This window comes from Prevotella merdae (genome assembly GCF_900290275.1).
Taxonomy (GTDB): domain Bacteria; phylum Bacteroidota; class Bacteroidia; order Bacteroidales; family Bacteroidaceae; genus Prevotella; species Prevotella merdae.
The window spans coordinates 85,282-105,960 of record NZ_LT985325.1 but is presented as its reverse complement, the minus strand read 5'-3'; the positions used below and the strand labels follow the sequence as shown (position 1 = coordinate 105,960).

General features: G+C 45.2%; 11 protein-coding genes. 3 read left to right on the top strand and 8 right to left on the bottom strand.

Annotated features, from left to right (window positions below):
• The first annotated feature begins 149 nt into the window (after nucleotides 1-149).
• The 3 genes from C9991_RS12745 (at nucleotide 150) to C9991_RS12735 (ending at nucleotide 3,005) form a co-directional block, all read left to right on the top strand.
• Nucleotides 150-1,583 carry a methyltransferase RsmF C-terminal domain-like protein gene (locus C9991_RS12745; protein ID WP_106812914.1) on the top strand — a complete coding sequence of 478 codons (1,434 nt, stop codon included), beginning with the start codon at nucleotides 150-152 and terminating at the stop codon, nucleotides 1,581-1,583.
• Between the two features lie 66 nt (nucleotides 1,584-1,649).
• Nucleotides 1,650-2,444 carry a thymidylate synthase gene (locus C9991_RS12740; protein WP_106812913.1) on the top strand — a complete coding sequence of 265 codons (795 nt, stop codon included), beginning with the start codon at nucleotides 1,650-1,652 and terminating at the stop codon, nucleotides 2,442-2,444.
• An 84-nt stretch (nucleotides 2,445-2,528) separates the two neighbouring features.
• Nucleotides 2,529-3,005: a dihydrofolate reductase gene (locus tag C9991_RS12735; protein WP_106812912.1), complete on the top strand. Its 477-nt coding sequence runs from the start codon at nucleotides 2,529-2,531 to the stop codon at nucleotides 3,003-3,005.
• A gap of 125 nt (nucleotides 3,006-3,130) precedes the next feature.
• Here C9991_RS12735 and C9991_RS12730 read toward each other — a convergent pair whose 3' ends face one another.
• The 8 genes from C9991_RS12730 to C9991_RS12695 form a co-directional block, all read right to left on the bottom strand.
• Nucleotides 3,131-9,883 carry a choice-of-anchor J domain-containing protein gene (locus tag C9991_RS12730; protein ID WP_157949470.1) on the bottom strand — a complete coding sequence of 2,251 codons (6,753 nt, stop codon included), beginning with the start codon at nucleotides 9,881-9,883 and terminating at the stop codon, nucleotides 3,131-3,133.
• 19 nt (nucleotides 9,884-9,902) lie between these two features.
• Nucleotides 9,903-13,286, bottom strand: a complete 3,384-nt coding sequence (locus tag C9991_RS12725) for a M6 family metalloprotease domain-containing protein (RefSeq protein ID WP_106812910.1) — start codon at nucleotides 13,284-13,286, stop codon at nucleotides 9,903-9,905.
• A 136-nt stretch (nucleotides 13,287-13,422) separates the two neighbouring features.
• Entirely contained in the window at nucleotides 13,423-15,912 is a 2,490-nt protein-coding gene (locus tag C9991_RS12720; RefSeq protein ID WP_106812909.1) for a hypothetical protein, read from the bottom strand.
• 181 nt (nucleotides 15,913-16,093) lie between these two features.
• Nucleotides 16,094-16,627, bottom strand: coding sequence for an Lrp/AsnC family transcriptional regulator (locus C9991_RS12715; protein WP_106812908.1), 534 nt, complete (start codon nucleotides 16,625-16,627; stop codon nucleotides 16,094-16,096).
• 88 nt (nucleotides 16,628-16,715) lie between these two features.
• Nucleotides 16,716-17,195, bottom strand: coding sequence for an ExbD/TolR family protein (locus tag C9991_RS12710; protein ID WP_106812907.1), 480 nt, complete (start codon nucleotides 17,193-17,195; stop codon nucleotides 16,716-16,718).
• Entirely contained in the window at nucleotides 17,192-17,737 is a 546-nt protein-coding gene (locus C9991_RS12705; protein ID WP_106812906.1) for an ExbD/TolR family protein, read from the bottom strand. Before C9991_RS12705 ends, C9991_RS12710 begins: the two co-directional genes overlap by 4 nt.
• Nucleotides 17,738-17,742: 5 nt before the next feature.
• On the bottom strand, nucleotides 17,743-18,255 hold the full coding sequence (locus C9991_RS12700; protein WP_106812905.1) for a hypothetical protein: 513 nt from the start codon (nucleotides 18,253-18,255) through the stop codon (nucleotides 17,743-17,745).
• A gap of 328 nt (nucleotides 18,256-18,583) precedes the next feature.
• A complete protein-coding gene (locus C9991_RS12695; protein ID WP_106812904.1) occupies nucleotides 18,584-20,644 on the bottom strand; it encodes a choice-of-anchor J domain-containing protein in 2,061 nt (686 codons plus the stop codon).
• Nucleotides 20,645-20,679 lie beyond the last annotated feature (35 nt).

Sequence of the window (20,679 nt, the reverse complement as noted above, 5' to 3'; positions counted from 1 at the left end):
TGTATCTGTTATTATTATAATTTACAAAGATAGTGCAAAATTGGCTAATTAAAGAATAAGTTTGGATATTTTTTTATAATACCTTTCAGAGTAAGTTATAAAATATTATAACTAACTTTGCACCACATAACAATTATTGCATAGAAAAGATGAATCTTCCAATAGACTTTGAGCAATACACACGACAACTACTTGGCGACGGTCTATACAGCCGTTTAAAGGCTGGACTGGATGCCGAGACCACACCAACAAGCATACGCCTAAACCCATTCAAGGCACAAGGCAAGGATGCAACAAGTGCACTATACGACGTAGTTGTGCCTTGGTGTAAGGAGACTGGACGATATCTAAAGAGTCGCCCTAACTTCACTTTCGACCCTCTGCTGCATGCAGGTGCCTACTATGTGCAAGAGGCAGGCTCGATGTTTGTCGATAATGTGGTGCGCAACCTTATACATCAACCCGTAACAATGCTTGACTTATGTGCCGCACCAGGTGGCAAGTCTACTGCCTTGCGTGCAGCCTTGCCTGAGGGTTCGCTGCTGTTCAGCAACGAACCTATGCGTACTCGTGCACAAATATTAAGCGAGAATTTGCAGAAATTTGGGCATGAGGATGTGGTGGTGACAAATAACTATCCACGCGACTATCGCAAGTCGCGCCTTATATTCGACGCTATACTTGCCGACGTTCCATGTTCTGGCGAAGGTATGTTCAGAAAAGATGATGGAGCAAGAGAAGAGTGGAGCTTGCAGAATGTAGAAAACTGCTGGCAGCTTCAACGCGAGATTGTAAGCGACATATGGCATTGTCTGCGTCCGGGCGGGTTGCTTATATACTCTACATGTACCTTCAACGCACACGAGGACGAGGAGAATGTGGAATGGATAGCAAGCGAACTGGGTGCCGACTTTGTAGAGATTCCTATTGAACCCGAATGGAATATCACGCCAGCAGTAGTTGGCAAAGCTCCTGTATATAGATTTATGCCTGGCATAAGCCGTAGCGAAGGTCTGTTTCTTGCAGTATTGCGAAAGCACGACAATGGTGACAATAGCTACAACGAAAACTGTTCGGACAAAAAGAAACAGAAGAAGGACAAGAAGAAGGCTGGCAAACCAAACAGCAAGCAGCAACTTGCAAATGTAAACATACCTCTGACCAATGCCGCCGACTTTGCCATACGACGTACTACAGAAAGGATATACGCCATTCCGTCAAGATGGGCTGACGTGTACGATGATGCTGCTAAAGCATTAAAAGTGATACATGCTGGCGTGTGCCTTGGCACGGAAAAGGGCAAGGATGTCATTCCCGACCAATCGGTTGCCCTGTCACGACTCATTGACAAAGATGCTTATCCACATGTGGAACTGGGATATGCCGATGCCATCAACTATCTAAGAAAGGAAGCGGCTACTCTACCCGACGATACTCCACGTGGTTTTGTGCTTATAACATACAAGGGCACTCCTATTGGATTTGAGAAAAATATTGGCAACCGTGCCAACAATCTCTATCCGCAAGAATGGCGCATAAAGAGTAGTCATGTGCCTGAGACGGAAAGCACCGTAATAGAATAAAACTGTTTGGGCTTTAAGCCTGTATTATCTTTGGTTTAGCCCTTAAAAATAAATAATATCTCAACAATGCAACAATATCTCAACCTTTTAAACCGCATCCTGACAGAGGGTGCAACAAAGACCGACCGTACTGGTACGGGCACCAAGAGCGTGTTTGGCAACCAAATGCGCTTTGATCTTGCCGATGGTTTTCCACTTCTTACAACAAAGAAACTGCATCTCAAGTCTATCATATACGAATTGTTGTGGTTTCTGCGTGGCGACACAAATGTAAAGTATTTGCAGGAACATGATGTACGCATTTGGAATGAATGGGCTGACGAGAATGGAGACCTTGGTCCGGTATATGGTCATCAGTGGCGTTCATGGCCCGACTATAACGGTGGCACTATTGACCAGATACAGAATGTGCTTGATATGATTAAGAATCATCCCGACTCACGCCGTATGATTGTATCGGCTTGGAATCCTGCAGAAGTGGAACAAATGGCTCTTCCTCCTTGCCATTGTCTATTTCAGTTCTATGTTGCCGACGGTAAGCTGTCACTTCAACTATACCAACGTTCTGCAGATACCTTCCTTGGTGTGCCATTCAATATTGCATCGTATGCTTTGCTGTTGCAGATGATGGCTCAGGTATGCGGACTGAAACCGGGTGAGTTTATCCATACTACTGGTGATACACACCTTTATCTTAACCACCTTGAACAGGCTAAGCTGCAACTTACACGCACTCCACGTAAGCTGCCTACTATGAAGATAAACCCTGATGTTAAGAACCTATTCGACTTTAAGTACGAAGACTTCGAACTTGAGGGGTACGATCCATGGCCACACATTGCAGCAACAGTAAGCGTTTAACCGCTCTGAGATTAAACGAATTAGGAGTTAAGAATTAGGAGTTAAGAATTAGGAGTTAAGACTTACGAATTAGGAATTAAGGATATGATAACAATAATTGCCGCCGTTGCTGCCAACCGCGCAATCGGCTTCGAGAACAAATTGCTATATTGGTTGCCCAACGACCTTAAAAGATTTAAGGCACTTACAACGGGCAACACTATCATTATGGGACGTCGCACGTTTGAGTCGCTTCCTAAAGGCGCATTGCCAAACAGACGCAACATAGTGATTAGTCGCACGCAAAGCGAATTTCCTGGTTGCGATACCTACAACTCACTTGAAGAGGCTATAGGCCATTGCTCTTCGGATGAGGATATATATATACTAGGTGGAGCAAGTGTGTACGAGCAGGCTTTGCCTATAGCCGACCGTTTGTGTCTTACAGAAATACACGACACACCAAAGCAAGCTGATGCCTACTTCCCAGAATACAAGGGATGGCATGAGGAAAAGCGCGAAGAACATACCACAGACGAGAAACATAATCAGGCATATGCCTTTGTTGATTATGTGAAGTAAAGACTACTGAAACGATATAAATAAAAATAATACATCACAAACGATTTCTGTTTATATTATTATTTATTAAAAAAGCCAGCCGCTTGATTGCGACTGGCTTTTTTATTAATAATATTGTCAACAAACTACTTTGCCGACACGCTCAACTTGAATGTATCGCGTCCAACCTTAACCACATATACACCTGCCGAAACAGAAGATAGGTCGATAGACTGACTGTAGTCATCGGTTGCTATAACACTTGACTGCTGCTTACCGTCGGCAGAATATACTGCAATAACATCACCCTGATGTGCTCCAAGCACAATCAGACAGCTGCCAACAGTCTTAACCTTAACGCCACTCTCGCCACTTACACCATTGATGCCACTTGCAACAATGGTAACCTTGTTAGAGAACTTCTCGCCTGTGAGTGAATATACAGCAGATACCTGGTAAGACAAGTACTTCTCGTTAACCGACTCGTTATCAACGAAGACTGTGTCGGTTGTTGTCTCAGCATTAAGTTTGTCGCCATTACGATAAACATTGTATCCGCCAAACACATTCTTGTCAGACGAAGCGGCATTGTTGGCCTTTACCGACTTGAATGTAACTGCATTGCCTGCTGTACACTTAGGAGTGAAGCTAAGAGTCTTGCGAGGTGCCTTAGGCTGTGTACCTGGCAGAGTGTTAGAGTAAGGACTCAGACCAATAGCTATATTCCAGTTGGCATCTACTTCCGAACCCGAATCTTCCATTGTTGTCCATGTAACACCATCCGAAGAGTAAAGGTCGCCACGTCCACTACGTGCAGGTCCACGGTCGTATCCAAGAGGAACAGTTATCTCATTCTGCTCGATATATACAGCAACACGCAAACTCTTCGACTCGTCTATCTTCAACGGTTCGTCAAGATGGATAGTATTGAAAGAGTACTGCTTCAATGTTGGCACAAACTGCTGACGCACGAGAGTATTGTTCTCGTATACAAGCAGGAAGAGAGCTTCTGGTATCTGGTTGATATAAACCTCTACATCGCTAAGGGCAAGATTGCCATAACCCTTAAGGTCGGAAGCAAACCAGTTGGCACCTGCAAAGAACGCACCACCATTGGTAAGTCCACCTGCCTTATAGTTGCTGCCGTCATGCCAACGCAAATATATAGGCTCGCTCAATGCTGGGAACTGCCATGAAAGCTTATTGCCATCAGCTGTCTGATTGACAGTAAGGTTTGTAGGAGCAAGCGAACCATTGTCGTAATATACATCCACACTCATAGGAGCAGTCTTCTCGCTAACTGCAGCAGTCTGTGTAACAAGAGCCACCTGATACTCGTATTTGCCTGGCAACAGATTGTGGTCGACGTATGCAATGCCGTTAACCGGAACATCGTTTATCTTCTTGCCGTTGCGATAGATATCAAATCCCTCGAGGTTGGTCTGCGGTAGAGATGTGTAGAGAGCAATATCATCTACATACTGTGCTGTGAGAGCGTCTTCGGTAGCAATAGCAACATACTCAACACCTGCAGGAAGTTCGCACAGAACATCTTGCCATGATTCTGTAGTGCTATAGCTTTGCAGACGGATAAAGTTCTCACGGTTGGTTCCGCCATTCGAATAGTATACATCAAGTTCACCATTGCCGTTATGGTCGTCATCGTTGCGTACAGCAAGACGCAGATACTTCATGCCCTCAGCCTTGATAACACCAAACGCAGCAGTATGCTTTGGAGCAACAATAGAGTTGCTGCCGCTGAACGATTGGTCAGAAGCAACCTTCCAGTTAGACTTATACGACTCATGGCTTACAGCGTAGGCTTCATTGCCAACAGTCATATCGTCGAAATTGTCTACCTTTGATGCATTGATGTGCATGTCTGGGTCGGCAAATGTTAGAAGCACGTTATAGCCGTAGGTAGACTGCTTTGCTGCAACATTTACCGGTTGCTTAGCCTCACCAGTTGGGAAGATGATTGCTTGAGCAGATACCGACTGCGATGATGTCTCGCCATTGATATATACTGTTTCTACTGTATAGTTGTAGCTGCCTTCCTTCTCTTCTGTCTCGCTAAAGTAGCGTCGAGTAAGCGTTTCGGTATTGCGTTTCTCGCCATTACGATATACATTGTAGCCTGCTACAGTCTGCAAACCACCAAGGTCAAGCACAACAAACTCAGTTGGCTTGCCCTGACGTTGCAAAGAGAGCAACATATATGTGATGCCGTCGTTTGAGATGAACGAAGACATACCACCAGCCGAAACCGAAGCAATATCGTCTATCTCAACATACTTGCCCATATCTATCGAGCCTGTACGTTCGCCTGTAGCAAAGTCGTAAATACCAATAGTGTACTTGTTGGCATCATTGCCTTGCTCAAAAGCATATATCTTGCCATTAGCATAAGCCGTACCCGAAGCTCCCTTGTATATAGGACCAGTTCCGAGCTTGCTGCCATTCTTGGCTACATAGATAGAACTCTGCCAGTCGCCTACCTCAAAACCTCCATTACCACCATCGAGTGTAGGAACAAAGGCAAGGTGACGCGAATACTCAGATATAGCGATATCCTCCACATTCTTCATAGTTGTAATGTCCACACGATGTATTTTTGTGGTGTTGTCGGCAACATACAGCCACTCGCCATCGTATGCAAGGTTGCGAATGCCCTCAATATTCTCTATCTTGTACGAAGCAACAAAGTTGCCCATAAGGTCGTACTTGTCTATTCGTCCGTCCTCATTGTATATAGATATGTATACGTACTTGCCATCGGTAGCTGTTGCCATACCCGACTTAGGTCCGTAGAACGAGCGTACAAACTCAGGATATCCTGCTTCTGTTGTAACCGGGCGACGCTCAATATCGGCAGTAAATGTCTGCGCATTACCAACTGTAGGATTGTCCCAACGTAGAGACACCTGGCGGTTGCGTGTTACAATGGCATTAAGGTTATGCGGAGCTGTCTTGTCATTCACCTCATAAGCCTCAACAGATGTTGGCTCACTTGGCTGCGACTCGCCTCCATCTGCATATACCGAGGTAATGGTATAGCTGTGTATGCCAGTATTGGTAAGCACATCATCGTATGTTGTGCCGCTCACAGTAGAGGCATTAACCTTAACACCATCTCTATATACGTTGTAGCCAACCGGCTGCTCCTCTGTTTCGGTTGCGCCATTGAGCTTAACAGATATATTGAAGTTGCCATCGATACCCGATATAGATGCCGAATACCATTTCTTACCATCAGTAGAGAGCATATTGCTCTTGCCAACAACAGCCTTGTTGCCATCGATACCAAGTGGCTGTACTCCAGCATCGTTCATAAGCTGCAAACCAAAGAGATACTTATGACCAGGCTCTATACGGATGTCGTCTTCTACTGGAATCTCGGTCATAGTACCGTCGTACATCAGTTCGCCCTTATATGCCTTCTTGTATATTGTCTCGCCATCCTTCTGGATAAGTACAGCAATATAGTTTACAGGATTTACTATCTGTACCGCTACAGCAGACACACGCTTGTTGCGATATGCCACAAGGTCGGTTGCATCCCATTGTGCTCCGGCATAGAACACGCCACCATCAGCAAATCCAAGGTCATCTTCATGGCTTCCATCTGCCCACGACATGGTAGCGGCATCTGCCGAACCAGCGAGAGGTGACTTCCAATTAAGATGTACATTCTTGTTGCCATCGATTGTAGACATCACGCTTACTGGTGCATAGTATTGTGCACCATCCTTAACAAATGTACTGAGCGAGTCGCTCATAGCCGATTCCTTAGATCCATATACTGCCGACACCTTATATATATATGTGCCATATACAAGCTGTCGGTCTGTATAAGCGAGTTCCTTTACAGGCTCAGCATTAACCTTATTGCCGTTGCGATAAATGTTGTAGCCATCTGCCACAGCCGAACCATTGCCCTTCTTCCATGTAAGTGCAACGCTTGCCTTACCTGCAGTAGCTTGAAGTTGCTGCGGACGCGGAGTAGCCGATTCGCTAATGGCATTAAGCTTAAAGTTTATAGTCTGGTCGTCCATCTGCGGATTGGTCTGCAATACAGCCGATGTAGAATAGCTGTCGCCATTCTTTGCCTCAAGAGCATTAAGGTTTACGTCGAACTCTTGTGTAGCTCCAGGAGCAAGTGTGCCATGTTTAGGCGACAATCCAAGCCACTTGTCAGTCTCGCACAATGTATATCTAAAGATGAGGTTAGGCATCTGGTTGAGCGTACCCATAAGGGTGAGCTTGCCAGGAACAACATCTGTAGATGCAAAGATACCGCAAACATAGTTGACACCCGAATTAGCGCTACCAAGAACATATCCCGGTGCGTCGGTAAGCGAATGCTTCTCGGCGGTGAGTTTCATTGTATTGAGATTATACTGACGTATAAGCACCTTGTCTATCTGTTCGGTACTCTCGGATGTCATATCTGCCAACCAAAGGTAAGGACCACCAGGCGATACATTATCATAAGCCGAACCATATACAGATACACTCTCGCTACTGCTGAACGACATAAAGTTTGACATCTGTTCGCCCTTCTTGCTGATAAGGCCAATTGTAGTGAATCCACCAACCCAGAAAGCATCAAGGTCAGGATCGTAGCTACAATGTGTAATCTGCAAAGAAGGCTGCGACGCTACTGTAATTACGTCAACAACACGACGGTTGTCAAAGTCGAGCTTGAAGAGTCTATTCGAATGGTCGCTACCATAGAAATAACGTCCATCCCATGTAAGGTCGTACAGAGCGTAATACATCTCTGGGATGTTGAACTGCTCTATAAACTTGCCATTGCGGTCGTACTTCCAGAACTTGCCCAACTCTATTGACGATGTAGTGTAATAGAACTCTCCGTCGAAAGCAATTGACTGCTGCAAATCGCCAGATGCTGTGAACGATGGTTGAATCTCCCAACGTGTGGCAGCATTGCCCGAACCAGCCTTAGGCTTATTACCCAAGTGCCATACAAGGTCGCCATCACCATTGTTGGTGAGAGAGAACTTCTTAACCATATTGTCCTCGGCAGCCATATCGGCTACAATGCTTGTGGCAGAAAGTGATACAGCCGGCTTTGTGAGCTTGGCATTAAATGTATTTGCAGCACCACTCTTTATATTCCATTGAGCCTTGTATATATTGTATCCATCGCGTACAATGTATACAGTATAGTCGCCCTCCTCAATCTTGTCAAGGTTTATATTGCCACTGGCATCGGTCTTTGCCTTAACAACAGCACCATTATCGGCAGTCAGGGTAACATCACAATTGGCTATGTTGCCTTCAGATGCCGACGAGAGATTAAGCTTTGCGCTTGTCCATACCGGTGTCCAAACCTTAACGTCGTCCACATACCAGTAGTTAATCCACTTTGCATTGGCACCATGAGCACGGAAACGAACCTTGAAAAGGTCGCTATCGAGATATTTGCCAAGGTCGTACTGGAATGTTGTCCATTCGAATGTGCCATTAGAATTGTCGAATGTATTCACTTCCTTCCAAGTCTTGCCACCATCTGATGTCACCTCTACTGTAAGATAATCGGTAGTAACATTCTCGCTGTTGCGCAGACGTAACTGGAAGCGTAATACGGTATTGGCACGATCGGCTGTACGAAGCTCGCGTGTATTTAGGGCCTCGTTATAGTTGTTGGTTGTAGACCAACGGTAAGTAGCAGCCGGATCAACAAGTCCATACTCGTAATAGTCGATAGACCAATGCGACTCTTGTGTGCCATCGAGCAATTCGGTTGACCACATATCCTCGTGCATAGTCCAATCGTCGAAACTATCCTCGAATGGCAACATACGTGTATCGGGCACATTAACCTTAAGAGGTTCGCTTGCTGCCGACTCCTTACCATCTTGCTGTACAGCAGTTACGGTATAGGTGTAATCGCCATAATCGGGAACGTTGTCGCTGAACTTAACCTCGTCTACTGGTTTTGTTGTTATCTTCTCGCCATTGCGGTATATATTGAATCCAACAACAGGATTGGTAGCAGCGGCACGTGCTACAACACGAGATGCCGGACGCACCTTATTGGTACCGATGAAGATATCGTCGATAAGCAACATAAAGGCATCGTCAGACACACAGTTGATAGTTACATACTTAGCCTCCTTCGGAATGGTATACTTAACAAGTGTCCATTCAGCAGGCAACTCAACGTATGGTTCTTCGCTTACAAACTTAAAGTCGGAAGGACGTTTGCCCGTTGTAGAATAGCCTACACGCACACGCTCCGGACTCATTGTTCCGTCTGTCTTATAGCTGCGTGCCCAGAAACTAATCTGGAAGTCGGCATCAAACGACAATTCAGGTGATATGATGTAGTCGTTATTCTTAGAGTCGACAGTACAGAAGTCTACGAGCATCTTCTTGCCCGAATGGGGCATATAGTTAGGATTCTCGTCTGTAGCAGGCGATGTCTGCGAAGGGTTCATCACTATGAACGCCATCTTTTGTCCTTGATTAGGGAATACACATGCCTGCCATGTGTATGTATTCTGGTTGTCGGCGTCGATATATGTCCATCCAATACTTCCGGCAGAGTTTATCTCGAAGTCGGTATGACCCTCGAAGTCGTCAAAGTAACCGTCAATAGGTTCGGGAGAAATCCACGAAATATTAACGTTACGATCGTTAATGCCGTCGAGTTGCAATCCATAAGGCACACCATTATTGCCCTCTGCCTTAAGCGGAGTATAATTGGCACGGCTTATAGGAGCCATATCGGTTAAGCCTTGTGTAGGTCGCACTTTCTCAGCATTGGTAGCTTTCTTGCGCTGATTGTTGACAAAGCCTCCCACCGAAGCCGCAACAACTCCACAAGATAATGCCGCCAGCACTAATGCAGATATTTTATTCGGTCTCATAAGTTGATTTTTGTCGAGTTTATCTTATAACAGTTTTAGTGCGGTAGGTATCGCCATCGCAGCTTACGCTTATTATGGCAAAGCCTTCATTGCCCGCAGTTGGAATATTGATGTTGCCTCCATTGGCTGTGGCACGGAATATCTCTATGCCGGCAGCTGTGGTGCAAGTAACGATGCTGCCTGCCTTTACACCACTTACACAGATGTTGCCTGTTTTTGATGTAAGGCTTATGCCAGTACCGTCGATTACATCGTGTATAGATGTTGCGGTTTTGTCGTAGTAGGCAGGAACCGACTCATCGTAGAAGATATTCTGCCATCCCGAAGCAACCCACAACTTATACTTGCCAGTAGCAAACTCACCTGATGTTTTCTCGTTGATATCAAGAGTTGTGTCATCTACAGCTCCAGCAGCCAAGTCGTCGTACACCTTTCCGTTGTTATAGAATAGTGTGAGGTACTTGATACGGGCATTACGTCCACCATGATTGAACTTAAAGCGCAATGTGCGGTAATTTTTGCCTTCAAGATAAGATGATAGATCTACCTCCTGACCCTCGCTGTCGTATTCCTTGCATGTGGTCTTCGGACCTATAGCCTGCCATACCTTGCCATCACGAGTTCCCTCAACACTAAGTGTAGACGAACCAAGCGGACCGCTTGTTGTAACAATAAACTTACAGTCGGTAATGCCGTCGGGGAAATCCTTTAGGGTTACAGTTCCTGAGCTCTTGAAGAAAAGGCTTCCTACAGAAGTCTCAACATCGCCCAACACTTCCTTTAGATACGATGTAGGCACAAACACCACCTCGTTGTTGGTCTTGTCGGTCTCCTTGCCAAAGTATACATAATACTGTGTTGCACCTTCTACCGGAGTCCACTCGGCATGCAGAGAGCCCTTGTCTGTGCGCTCAAACTTGGTGATTACCGGTGTATCCAGTTTCTTCATAACCATCATGTTCCAAAGCCAAAGATAGCCTTGCATCTTGTCGGAACAGCAACGGAATGCAATATATATGTCCTTGCCGGCATACTGGCTAAGGTCTACCTCCTCCATATGCTGATTGCCGAAATCATCGGCAAATGACAGGCGCTCAAGCAAGTTAAAGTCTTGCAGCTTGCTTGTCTTGGTAGAAACAAGCACCTCAAGATTCTCTATGGATGTCTCTTCTGTCACACCACGAGTAAAGAACAACGCACCATTTTCAGGCACATGTATGCGACGCTTGCAGATAAGATAATCGTCGGCATCGTTCCAATAGTTGAACGAATAGAGTATGGCGTTTGCCGACTCATCGGCAATCCATGATGTGCCGTCTCCATTATTGTCGATTATCTGCCAGCAGTCGGGCTGACCATTTGTCCAAGAAAGGAAGTTGCTATAGAATGGCTCGTCTACAGTAACATCGGCTGTTGCACACTCGGTAGAGAAAGGCACGGTTGAACCATAAACAATATCGCCACCGGCAAGCTTCATATACGAGCGCACGCCATATTGCACACCAGGCAACAATCCTTCTACCGATAATGTAGGCTTTGCAGCATCTGCCACAGCCTTGCTTACAGTATATTCGTTGCCAATAGCAGGCTCCTTGGTATCGGTAGACAATGCCCAGCAGAATCCTGCCTCAGTAACATTAGCATCCGAGGCGATATCTACAGAAGCACGGAATGTTGCCGACTTGTCGCGCACATCATCAGGCTCAAGTGTCTTGATGGTGTTCCAACGGCTTGTTCCGCCACTAACCTGGAAGCGTACAATACCGTCGCCCTCGTTGATATTTGTAACCGGAACACCTAACGGCTCATTATTCCAATTGCGAGAGTTTGGAGTTGTATTGTCTGTAAACGATGTATTGGCAGACGAACCTGGGAAGGTGTCGCCACTACGTGTATTGCTGTCGTCAATACCATCGGCAGGCACAATGTACAAACAGCGATGACTTGCCACGTTGTTTGGACCATTTATGTCCCACCATTGCTCTTGCTTCTCCTTGGTATAGTCGTAATGGGTGATGAGCAGACCATGTGCTGGGATATATTTGTCCCAACCCGTCTGCTGACGATTCTCAAGAATAAACCATTCCATACCAGTACCCGGCTCTCTATTGGGCTGAGCGTTGATGAAACGAGCCTTGTTTTCAGACAAACTCTCAAGCGATACATCCTCTGGATTCTTTATCTCCACAATATCGTCGCCTTCGGTCATCCATCCCATCTGCATACGCTCAAATGCCATAAGGTATGGAGGTGTACGACTATCATTATTATAACTGCCCGAAGCATAAAGACTATAGTCGCCCGGATCTATACCTACACCATTATCTGTATTGTCGGTATCGTACATATCCTTAAGTCCAAGTACGTGTCCAAACTCATGGGTGAATGTTCCGATGCCGTCCATAGAAGGTTTGGCAGGTGCGCCTGGCATGCCCACAAGCTCGGCTGAGCACGAATAGTTGTTAACCTTTATACCGTCGTACTCTGGTTTAACGGGCACATTGCCATTAGCATCGGCTGTGGTGAAGTTCCAGCTATGTGGCCATATGTCGTCGGTATTGGCTGTACTTGCCTCGCTATATCCGGCATAGATAATATAACAGTTGTCCATCTCGCCGTCGCCATCATTATCGAATTGTGCGAAGTTGAGGTCGGGATTATTCTGTCGTGCAAGCTCTAAAGCCTCTCTCACCATATCGCGCGGATTGGTATCTGTGCCCGAATCGCCTGTATTGCCGCCATAATAAGCCGTAGGTTTAGAAAGCGTATACGGACCTACAACCTGAAAGTTGGGCACATACTGTCCCATAGAATTGTCGCGATAATAATCCTTCACACTACCGGTACCGCCATTTACACTATATCCAGGCTCGTTAAGCCAACGGTCGAAGTCGGAATTCTTATAGCGCATAGTGCTGTCGCTAAAGTTGACAAGTATAACAAGATACTGCGACTCCTTTACCTTAGCGTTCTTTCCAAGCACACGACGTGGAGCAATAACCTTCTTGTCAAGCGTTTTGGCTGGAGCCTTACGCTCGATACGGTTGCGTTTAAAATAATCGGCATTGGCAGTCTGCGAAGCAGTAAGCCTTGAGATAACTTTCTTCTCGGCATCCGTACGCTCGTCAATGTTGTGTGCACGCTGTCGTGTAAGCGTTCGCTTGCCTGTCTTCAAATCGTAATCGACATAGCAGAAATAGCCTTTCTTGTCGCGTTGCAAGAAGAAGCCATCGCTTGACGTGACAAAATGATAATTTTCGTCGCCTTGTATTCTTACCAACAAGGTAGTGCCGTCTGGCTGTCGCATTACGATTGGACGCGGATATGCTCCGATAGCCCAAGCGCCTTGTATGCAACTTGCACTTATTGCAGAAGCCAGTAGCAATCGTTTAAGACCCTTCATAAATGATGTACTTTTATTATTTTATTACTGTTAATATTATTAATAATCACATTATATACCCTAAGGGTGTGTCAAAATCTCAAAACTTATGATTCAAAGATTTGACACACCCTTAGGGTGCTTGTCTAATGTATAATTACTTGATTACAATCTTCTTAGCCTTGCCATTCTGACGAACGATGTACATACCACGGTTAAGGCCGTTGATGCTCTCGCCTACCTTAACACCATTCAATGTAAACACCTCAGCCTTGACGTTGTTGTCGGCGTTGATGTCATCGATACCAGTTGTGGTACCATCGCTTACAAACTGGAATGTGATAGGAGAATATATGCGCTGGAACATGAAGTAGATGTCCTGTGCCTCCTCTACATTCTTGGTGAAGGTGTTTGTAGGCTCGTATGTCTCACTATTGTATTCTGTATTGAAGGTTACAGTCTGACGGTTATTTCCGCTCAAGGCATCCTCCAAGCTTGTATAATAGTAAACGTCTACATAAGAGTGAGTAACAAATACGTTGTCGCCCTTTGTCAGTCTTGCCTTAGCCCACAAAGAAGTTCCTTCAGGAAGGTCAATAGTCTGGCCTACCTCAAGAACGAAAGGATTATTAGCACGGAAACCAACAGGAATCTCGCCCTCTACAAAGGTTACACTCTTGCCTTCTACATTGCCCTTAAGCTTAAGGTTTACATAAATGGCCTCGCCTGCGCTAAGGATAACTGTGCCATGGAACTTAGAAGTATAAGTGCTACCCGAGCTAACCGAAGTAACCATACCAGTCATGCTGTTTGCATCCTTGCCAAAGTAAACAAAGCTGTTGTCGTCGAAGTCAACATCACAATCGATTGTGAGCTGGCAGTCTTTCTTAGCAGTATACTTCAACCAGAGATAGTTCTGGTCCTTACCGATAACATACTTGTCGGCATCAACCACAACTGGGTCGTCGCTTGTCTCGCCCTGAGCAAAGTCGCCCTCAACAATGTTGAACTTGGCACCTGCCACACAGTTCTGTATCTTGATAAAGTACTTCTTGTCCTTTTCTGCCTTTACAGAGAAGTTGCGTCCATTGACAATAGCCTCGTACTCGCTGGCGTATGTATCCTGAGTCATAGGGAATGAAACCTCCATATTAGGATCGTCGCACTCTACAGTAAGCTTGCCTTTGCGAGTAGCCTTGTATACATAATACTTGGTACCATCAGAAGCAACTATATTCTCACCTGCAACAGCATCAGCTGGATTGGTGAGCATGTCGCCCTTCTGGATATCCTTGTAATCTACTGTAAACTGGATTGGCTCGTCCTCGTCGGCATCCCACATTATGATGTAAGAAGCGTCGTACGAGCTGCTAAGGTTGTACTCTACATAGTCGGTACCAGTTTGTTTCAAATAGCTGCTGCCTGCTGGATAAACTGTCAACTCGGTATCAGCAGATGTAACCTTCTTCGAAGCCTTTACTACAAGGAACTTGTTGGTATTGGCAGGAACGTCAAACTGATAGTAGAATGTACCCTTGGCTGCACCAAGAGTCTCGGTAGCCGGAAGAGTTGTGATGACGATAGGATTAGACTCCAGCTCGCCTTGCTTGTATTCCTCCATAGAGATAGTGAACTTCTGCTCGCCAGCAGTCTTGAATCCCTTAGACACAAGGATATAGCATGTCATATTGGCGTTAGCAAGCTCGGCACGTGTGTTGAATGAGCCTGTTTCTGAAGTAGATGCAGGCAGATTAGAACCCAAGCCATACTTAGAATCAAACACCTTAACCTGACCGCCACGCAGAGACTCGTCGCTGTTTACAACGATAAATCCAGGCTTAGACGGAGTGTATGTGTAATAATATTCGCCAAAATCGGCAGGCACAACATTCTCGCCATCCTTTGCCTCAAACGGCATCTCGAGCGAACCAGGTGTTGGATGACTTACAGTTGCCGACATCATCAACGGCTGACCAATAGAGAATGTAACGTTGTAGGTCTTGCCAGCCTCTATGCTCATCTTATAGTTGTACTTGTTGTTGCTGTAATCGGCGTATACAGAATTGCCGTTTACAACAGCCGAGTAATAAGATGTAGAACTAAAAACAAGCTGACCATTCTCCTTAGCTGTATATGTGGTATACACGTTGTAAGAGCTGTACGAAGTAGAAGTAGCGTCGCCAAGGAAGAAGCTGGTGTCGTCCTTTACCTGCAACGGCTTATCCTGAGAAACACCACCAGATACATCATCAGCATCCTCGGTAGATAACTGAAAACCTACCTCGCCTACAGAAGTGACGGAGAAATAATAAGTCTTACCCTTCTCCATTGGGTAAATATAATTAGGATAGCCAATGCTTGCGCCCTTAAGGCTTACAAGCTGCGTTGTCTTTGTATCCTCGTCAGTTGTAAAGGTATTGCCTACATTTGGAGCAGCCGACGAATAGTCGCCATTCAAAGTCTTGACTGTAGCCAGACAGTTCTTTTCTGGTGTGTATTTCCAATACACGGTCTTAGCATCTGAGCCCTCTACTGTAAAAGCATTCTTGCCAGCCTGAGCATCAATAGCAGTCTCAGGTGTGGTCTGTGCAAAACTTGCTGTTGCCGAAAGCAACACAAGAGGTAAGGTGAGTAAATAGTTCTTCATAAATATATCTATTTAGTGTTTATATGTCTACTTTGTAAGCAATTTTGTATAAATAGTCTAATTTTATTACTCTTTCGACTGCAAAAGTAATAAATTTTATTTAATAAAGAACCAAAAACTACAAAAAAGAGCAAATACCCCATAATTATTTTACAATTAAGAGATATTTGCTCAAAATTTCTTACTCTTCAGTAGTTACACATTCGTTCTCATCTTCGTCATCGTCATTATCGTTGTAGTCATCCTCGTCAGGCAATTCGCTTATAGGAATTTGTCTGTTGATGGCTGCGTTGAACGAAATGATTGTTTCCGAGCGCGACAGTCCTAACGGCTGAAGTTTGTCGTGAATAACGTTAAGTAGATGATGGTTGTTGCGTGCATAGAGCTTGATGAACATGTCGAAACCACCGGTTGTATAGTGGCATTCCACTACCTCGGGTATCTTTCTCAGTTCTTCAACAACATCGTCAAAACTGGCAGGATTCTGTAGATACAAACCGATATACGCGCATGTCTCATAACCCACCTTCTCTGGGTCGATGATAAACTGCGAGCCTTTTAATATACCAAGATTGGTAAGCTTCTGTATGCGCTGGTGAATGGCTGCGCCACTCACGTTGCAAGAACGAGCTACCTCAAGGAAAGGTATGCGCGCATCTCCAGCGATAAGTCGAAGTATCTTCTTGTCAAGTAAATCTAAATTGTGATGTGCCATTTTGTTTTAGATACGTTTTTATTTTGGTGCAAAGTTACTGTAAAATAACAAAATCAACAATTTTAAAGTGATAAAAAGTTATAAATTGTTACTTTTTCTCGTCTGCCGAATAATTTATTCGCCTAACATTTGCTTTTCTCAAAGCTTGTTTTAGGTCTGTTATCAGTCCCATGGGCGCATTACAGTCGGCCTTAAGCGATACCGTCTGTCGCTGATGGTCTTCTGATGACATTCTTTGTCGTTCGGCTGATATAAACTTGCCCACCTCTTCGGTTGTGGCAATACGGTCGTTTAGTTGCAGATAATAGCCTTTTGTAGTGGCCGAACCTGATGCCGCAGCTGTTACAGCCGAGTGTTTCACCTTACCTATATATATATACGACACGGTAGACTTCTTTGTAAGGCGTGTGAGTTGGGTGCCTTGCGGCATACGAAACTCAACCTTTATGGTGGTCTGACGCATGTGCGTAACGACCATAAAGAAGAAGAGCACGGTAAATATCAAGTCTGGTAGCGACGCCGTGTTCAATTGCGGCACACTACGTCGTACACGATTGTCAAAAATCATTGGTTATCTCCTTTCTGCTCTGTTGCCGATGTTGGATAAGTTTCTGTTATTCGCTGCGGACATAGGTCGCGCACATTATCGCGCTGTTGCTCGCTTATCGCCTGGAAAGATTTGTGGTAGAGTCGTTGCGAGATGTTGCCACGCACCTTGTTGTATGCCATTACTATTTCGTTCTGTAGGGCAAAGTAGGTGTTGTAGTCGGCCTTTGGGTCGGTATCCACATATATGATGTGCTGCTTTGGTCGCTTGGTTATAAAGTCGGCTATATCATCGTGCAAGGTATTGACATCTACGGGTTTGTCGTCCAGCGTTATCTTTCCCGAAGGCAATATGTGGAACACAAGTGTGTTTTTCTTGCTCACCTCCGTATCCATATTGTCGGCATCTTCCTCGGTATCAGCTGGAGGCAGTTGGCGCACAATACCACGGTCTACATCCATAGATGTTGTCACAAGAAAGAATGTGAGCAGCATGAACGAGATGTCGGCAGTTGATGTGGTGTTAAGTTCGGGTACTCTATGTTTTCTACGCTTTATAAGCATGTCTTCTACCTCCTGTTACGTATTGCGCCAAATGCCACGGCTGCTATTGCCAAGGCTATCAAAGCCAATGATGTGTCTATAAACATGCCCGACGCACGCAATCCAAGCATGTTGGTATACTTGGCTCCGTTGACGGTAAGCGTGCCTGTGCCTGAAAGGGCGAATGTCAGGGCAAGCAAGACAATTGTGCCCACTACTGTTGCTACGGCTATGCGATGTGCAGGTATGATGTTTACCACACGGTTTTCCTTGCGGTTCATTACAGCCGAACGCACAAAGCTGTACACACCAAGCGCCAATGCCACAGCTACAAGCAGCAACATATAGCCCACGAGTACGCCTGTAAGAATTGGTGCATTATATTCGGGATTCTCTATGTATGGCATGTCAAACCCAACCAAGCGGAAGAGCGCGAACAGCAATACCGAAATGCCAATGAGTGCATAAAACACTATGGCTGAGATTTTTGCCACAGGCTTGTGGCTAAGGCCCTTTACATTCAATTTGTTCTTTTTCATAATTTGCCTTACTGTTATAACTTTAATGGCACAAGGCAAGTATGCCCTATACACATTGTAGGGCAAAGTTACATATTTTATGCGAGAAGTGGAGGAAAAAGAAGATATATTTAAATTACTTTGCCTTTTGCTTTACCATTTAATATATATTCATGAGTAATTTAATATATATTACTTTGCCATTTATATTATATTACTTTGCCATTTATATTATATTACTTTGCCATTTATATTATATTAAAAAAAATAGCGCATATCAAATTGCATGATACGGCAAGATGATATGCGCTATTGATGCTTATTGAATGCGCCATTGGCGCTTATTGAATTATTCGGCCTCCTTTACAACGAAGTTCTTTACCTCGTATGTAGGAGCCACCTTGTCTGTACTCTGATACAAGAAGGCGATATGTACCGACTTGCCAACATAATCGGCGAGCGAGATAGGATCAATTGTCATGAAGGTCCAAGAGTTGCCCTCTGTGCCACCCTTTACCTCAAGCTGGTTCCACTTGGCTGCTTTTACGTCGCTACCATCAAAGTTGGTAGAAACCATAACCTTTACATAGTCGGCAGGATTATAATTGCCAAGCTTGTTCATAGCCTCATCAAATACCAATACTGGATTATCTGCCTCGGCAAGATTTATGGCAGGCGACACAAGCCAGCTTTCCGACTTTGTGCTTGAAGTACCGTTGTAGGCACCACCCTTCCAACCATACGAAGACGAGTTGGTCCAGATGTACTTGAGAGATGCATCGCGCTCGATGTCGATTGCAACAAAGCCACCCTCATCACCAAGCAAGCTCTCGTCGATATAGGTGCTTGCCAAAGTCTCGAAACCTGTCTCGGTCTGGAGGAAAGAAGTAGACTTCTTCTTGTACTCCTTAGCCTCTGCCCAACCAGTAGTTGTATCAAACACAAACTCTTCTGCTGCCATTTCGGTAGCCGACTTGCGATATACAACAATAGCCTTCTGACCATTCTTGGCAAACGGATAATCGCGCTGGAGCAGAACTGGGAAGTAGTTGGCAGGCTTAGTTACTGTAGTCTGACCAATCAAAGTGTACCACTCTGGCTGGGCAGCAATAATGTCGATGTCGTCATTCTTGAGCACCTTCCATGATTTACCGTCAAAACGATAAACTACAGAACGGTTGGCGCCACCATTAGATGCGGCACGTGCCACAGCCTTAGCCTTTGCAGCACCAGCTGGAGTAGCCTCGGCACAACTTACAACCATAGTGTTGAGGAACTTGTTGTCGGTTCCGGTAGCGCCAATAGCATATCCGTAAACAACGATATCCTTACCGCTAAGGCTCTCGTCAACCAGTCCGTCGGGCACGTTGGCAAGGCTACCCTGCTTCACAGTACCGTCGATAGTAACGTTGTAGTACTTGTTGCCCTTGCTGTTGGTTGTGATAGATAGGTTGCCCTTGTATGTGATATACTCAACAACCGGCTTCTGGGCATAAGCCTCAAACTCGGCAGCCGCGTATGTCTTTACGGCTGGATGCTTAAATTTAGGCTCCTTGCCTGGAGTTAGAACCTTAACTTCGAGGTTGGTACCCTTTGCTGGGAACTGCATCAAGCCACCATACTTGGTTGTAGTGCCTGCAACAGCCACCTCGTCGCCTACGTTTACATCCGACTTCTTGTATACAAGAATGTAGCCAGTCTTATCGTAAAGCAAGAAACCTGTCTTGTATGTAGCGCAAACAATACCCTTAACCGAGTATTCGCCACCATCGGTATTTGCCACAACCTCCGAGAGCTTGGTATAAGTCTCGGCAGGAGTATCGCTACCACCAGCAGGCTCAAAGTCGGAGAAAGCATAGTTTACAACAATAATGTCGCCCTCTGCCGCATCGGCCTTAGCCTCCTTTACAAGAGCAGGAAGTTTGGATACAGTCTTAGGTGTGAGATATGTAGCCGACGAAGCTCCTTCCCAAGCCGCTTTATAATCATCGGCTGTAAGAGTATACTCGCCCTTTAGATTGGCGAATGTAGAAAGGAATTCCGACTTGCCGGTATACATATTATATGTAACCTTGAACTTAGAGCCTGCATCGGCCTCCTTATAATTAGAGGCGATGAAAGCAGGAAGGAACTGGTCGGGAGTGATGAGAGTGTTGAAATACTTCTGTGAAGGAAGTTTGGCAAGAGCCTCTGTATAGGCATTTGTACCACTCTCGGCGTCCAACTTGGCAGCCAAAGTCTTGTTGGCAGCCAATCCGGCTATATTGGCATAATCGGCATCAGTAAGCACAATAGCTGTGCCCTTCTTGACATCATTAATCTGGCTGTCAAGATTGAACTGATCCTCATAGTCGTCGCATGCAGCCAATGTCATAAGAGCTACCGCCGACAATAAAAATATCTTTTTCATATCTTGTTTGTCTTTATATATATAATGTGTATAGC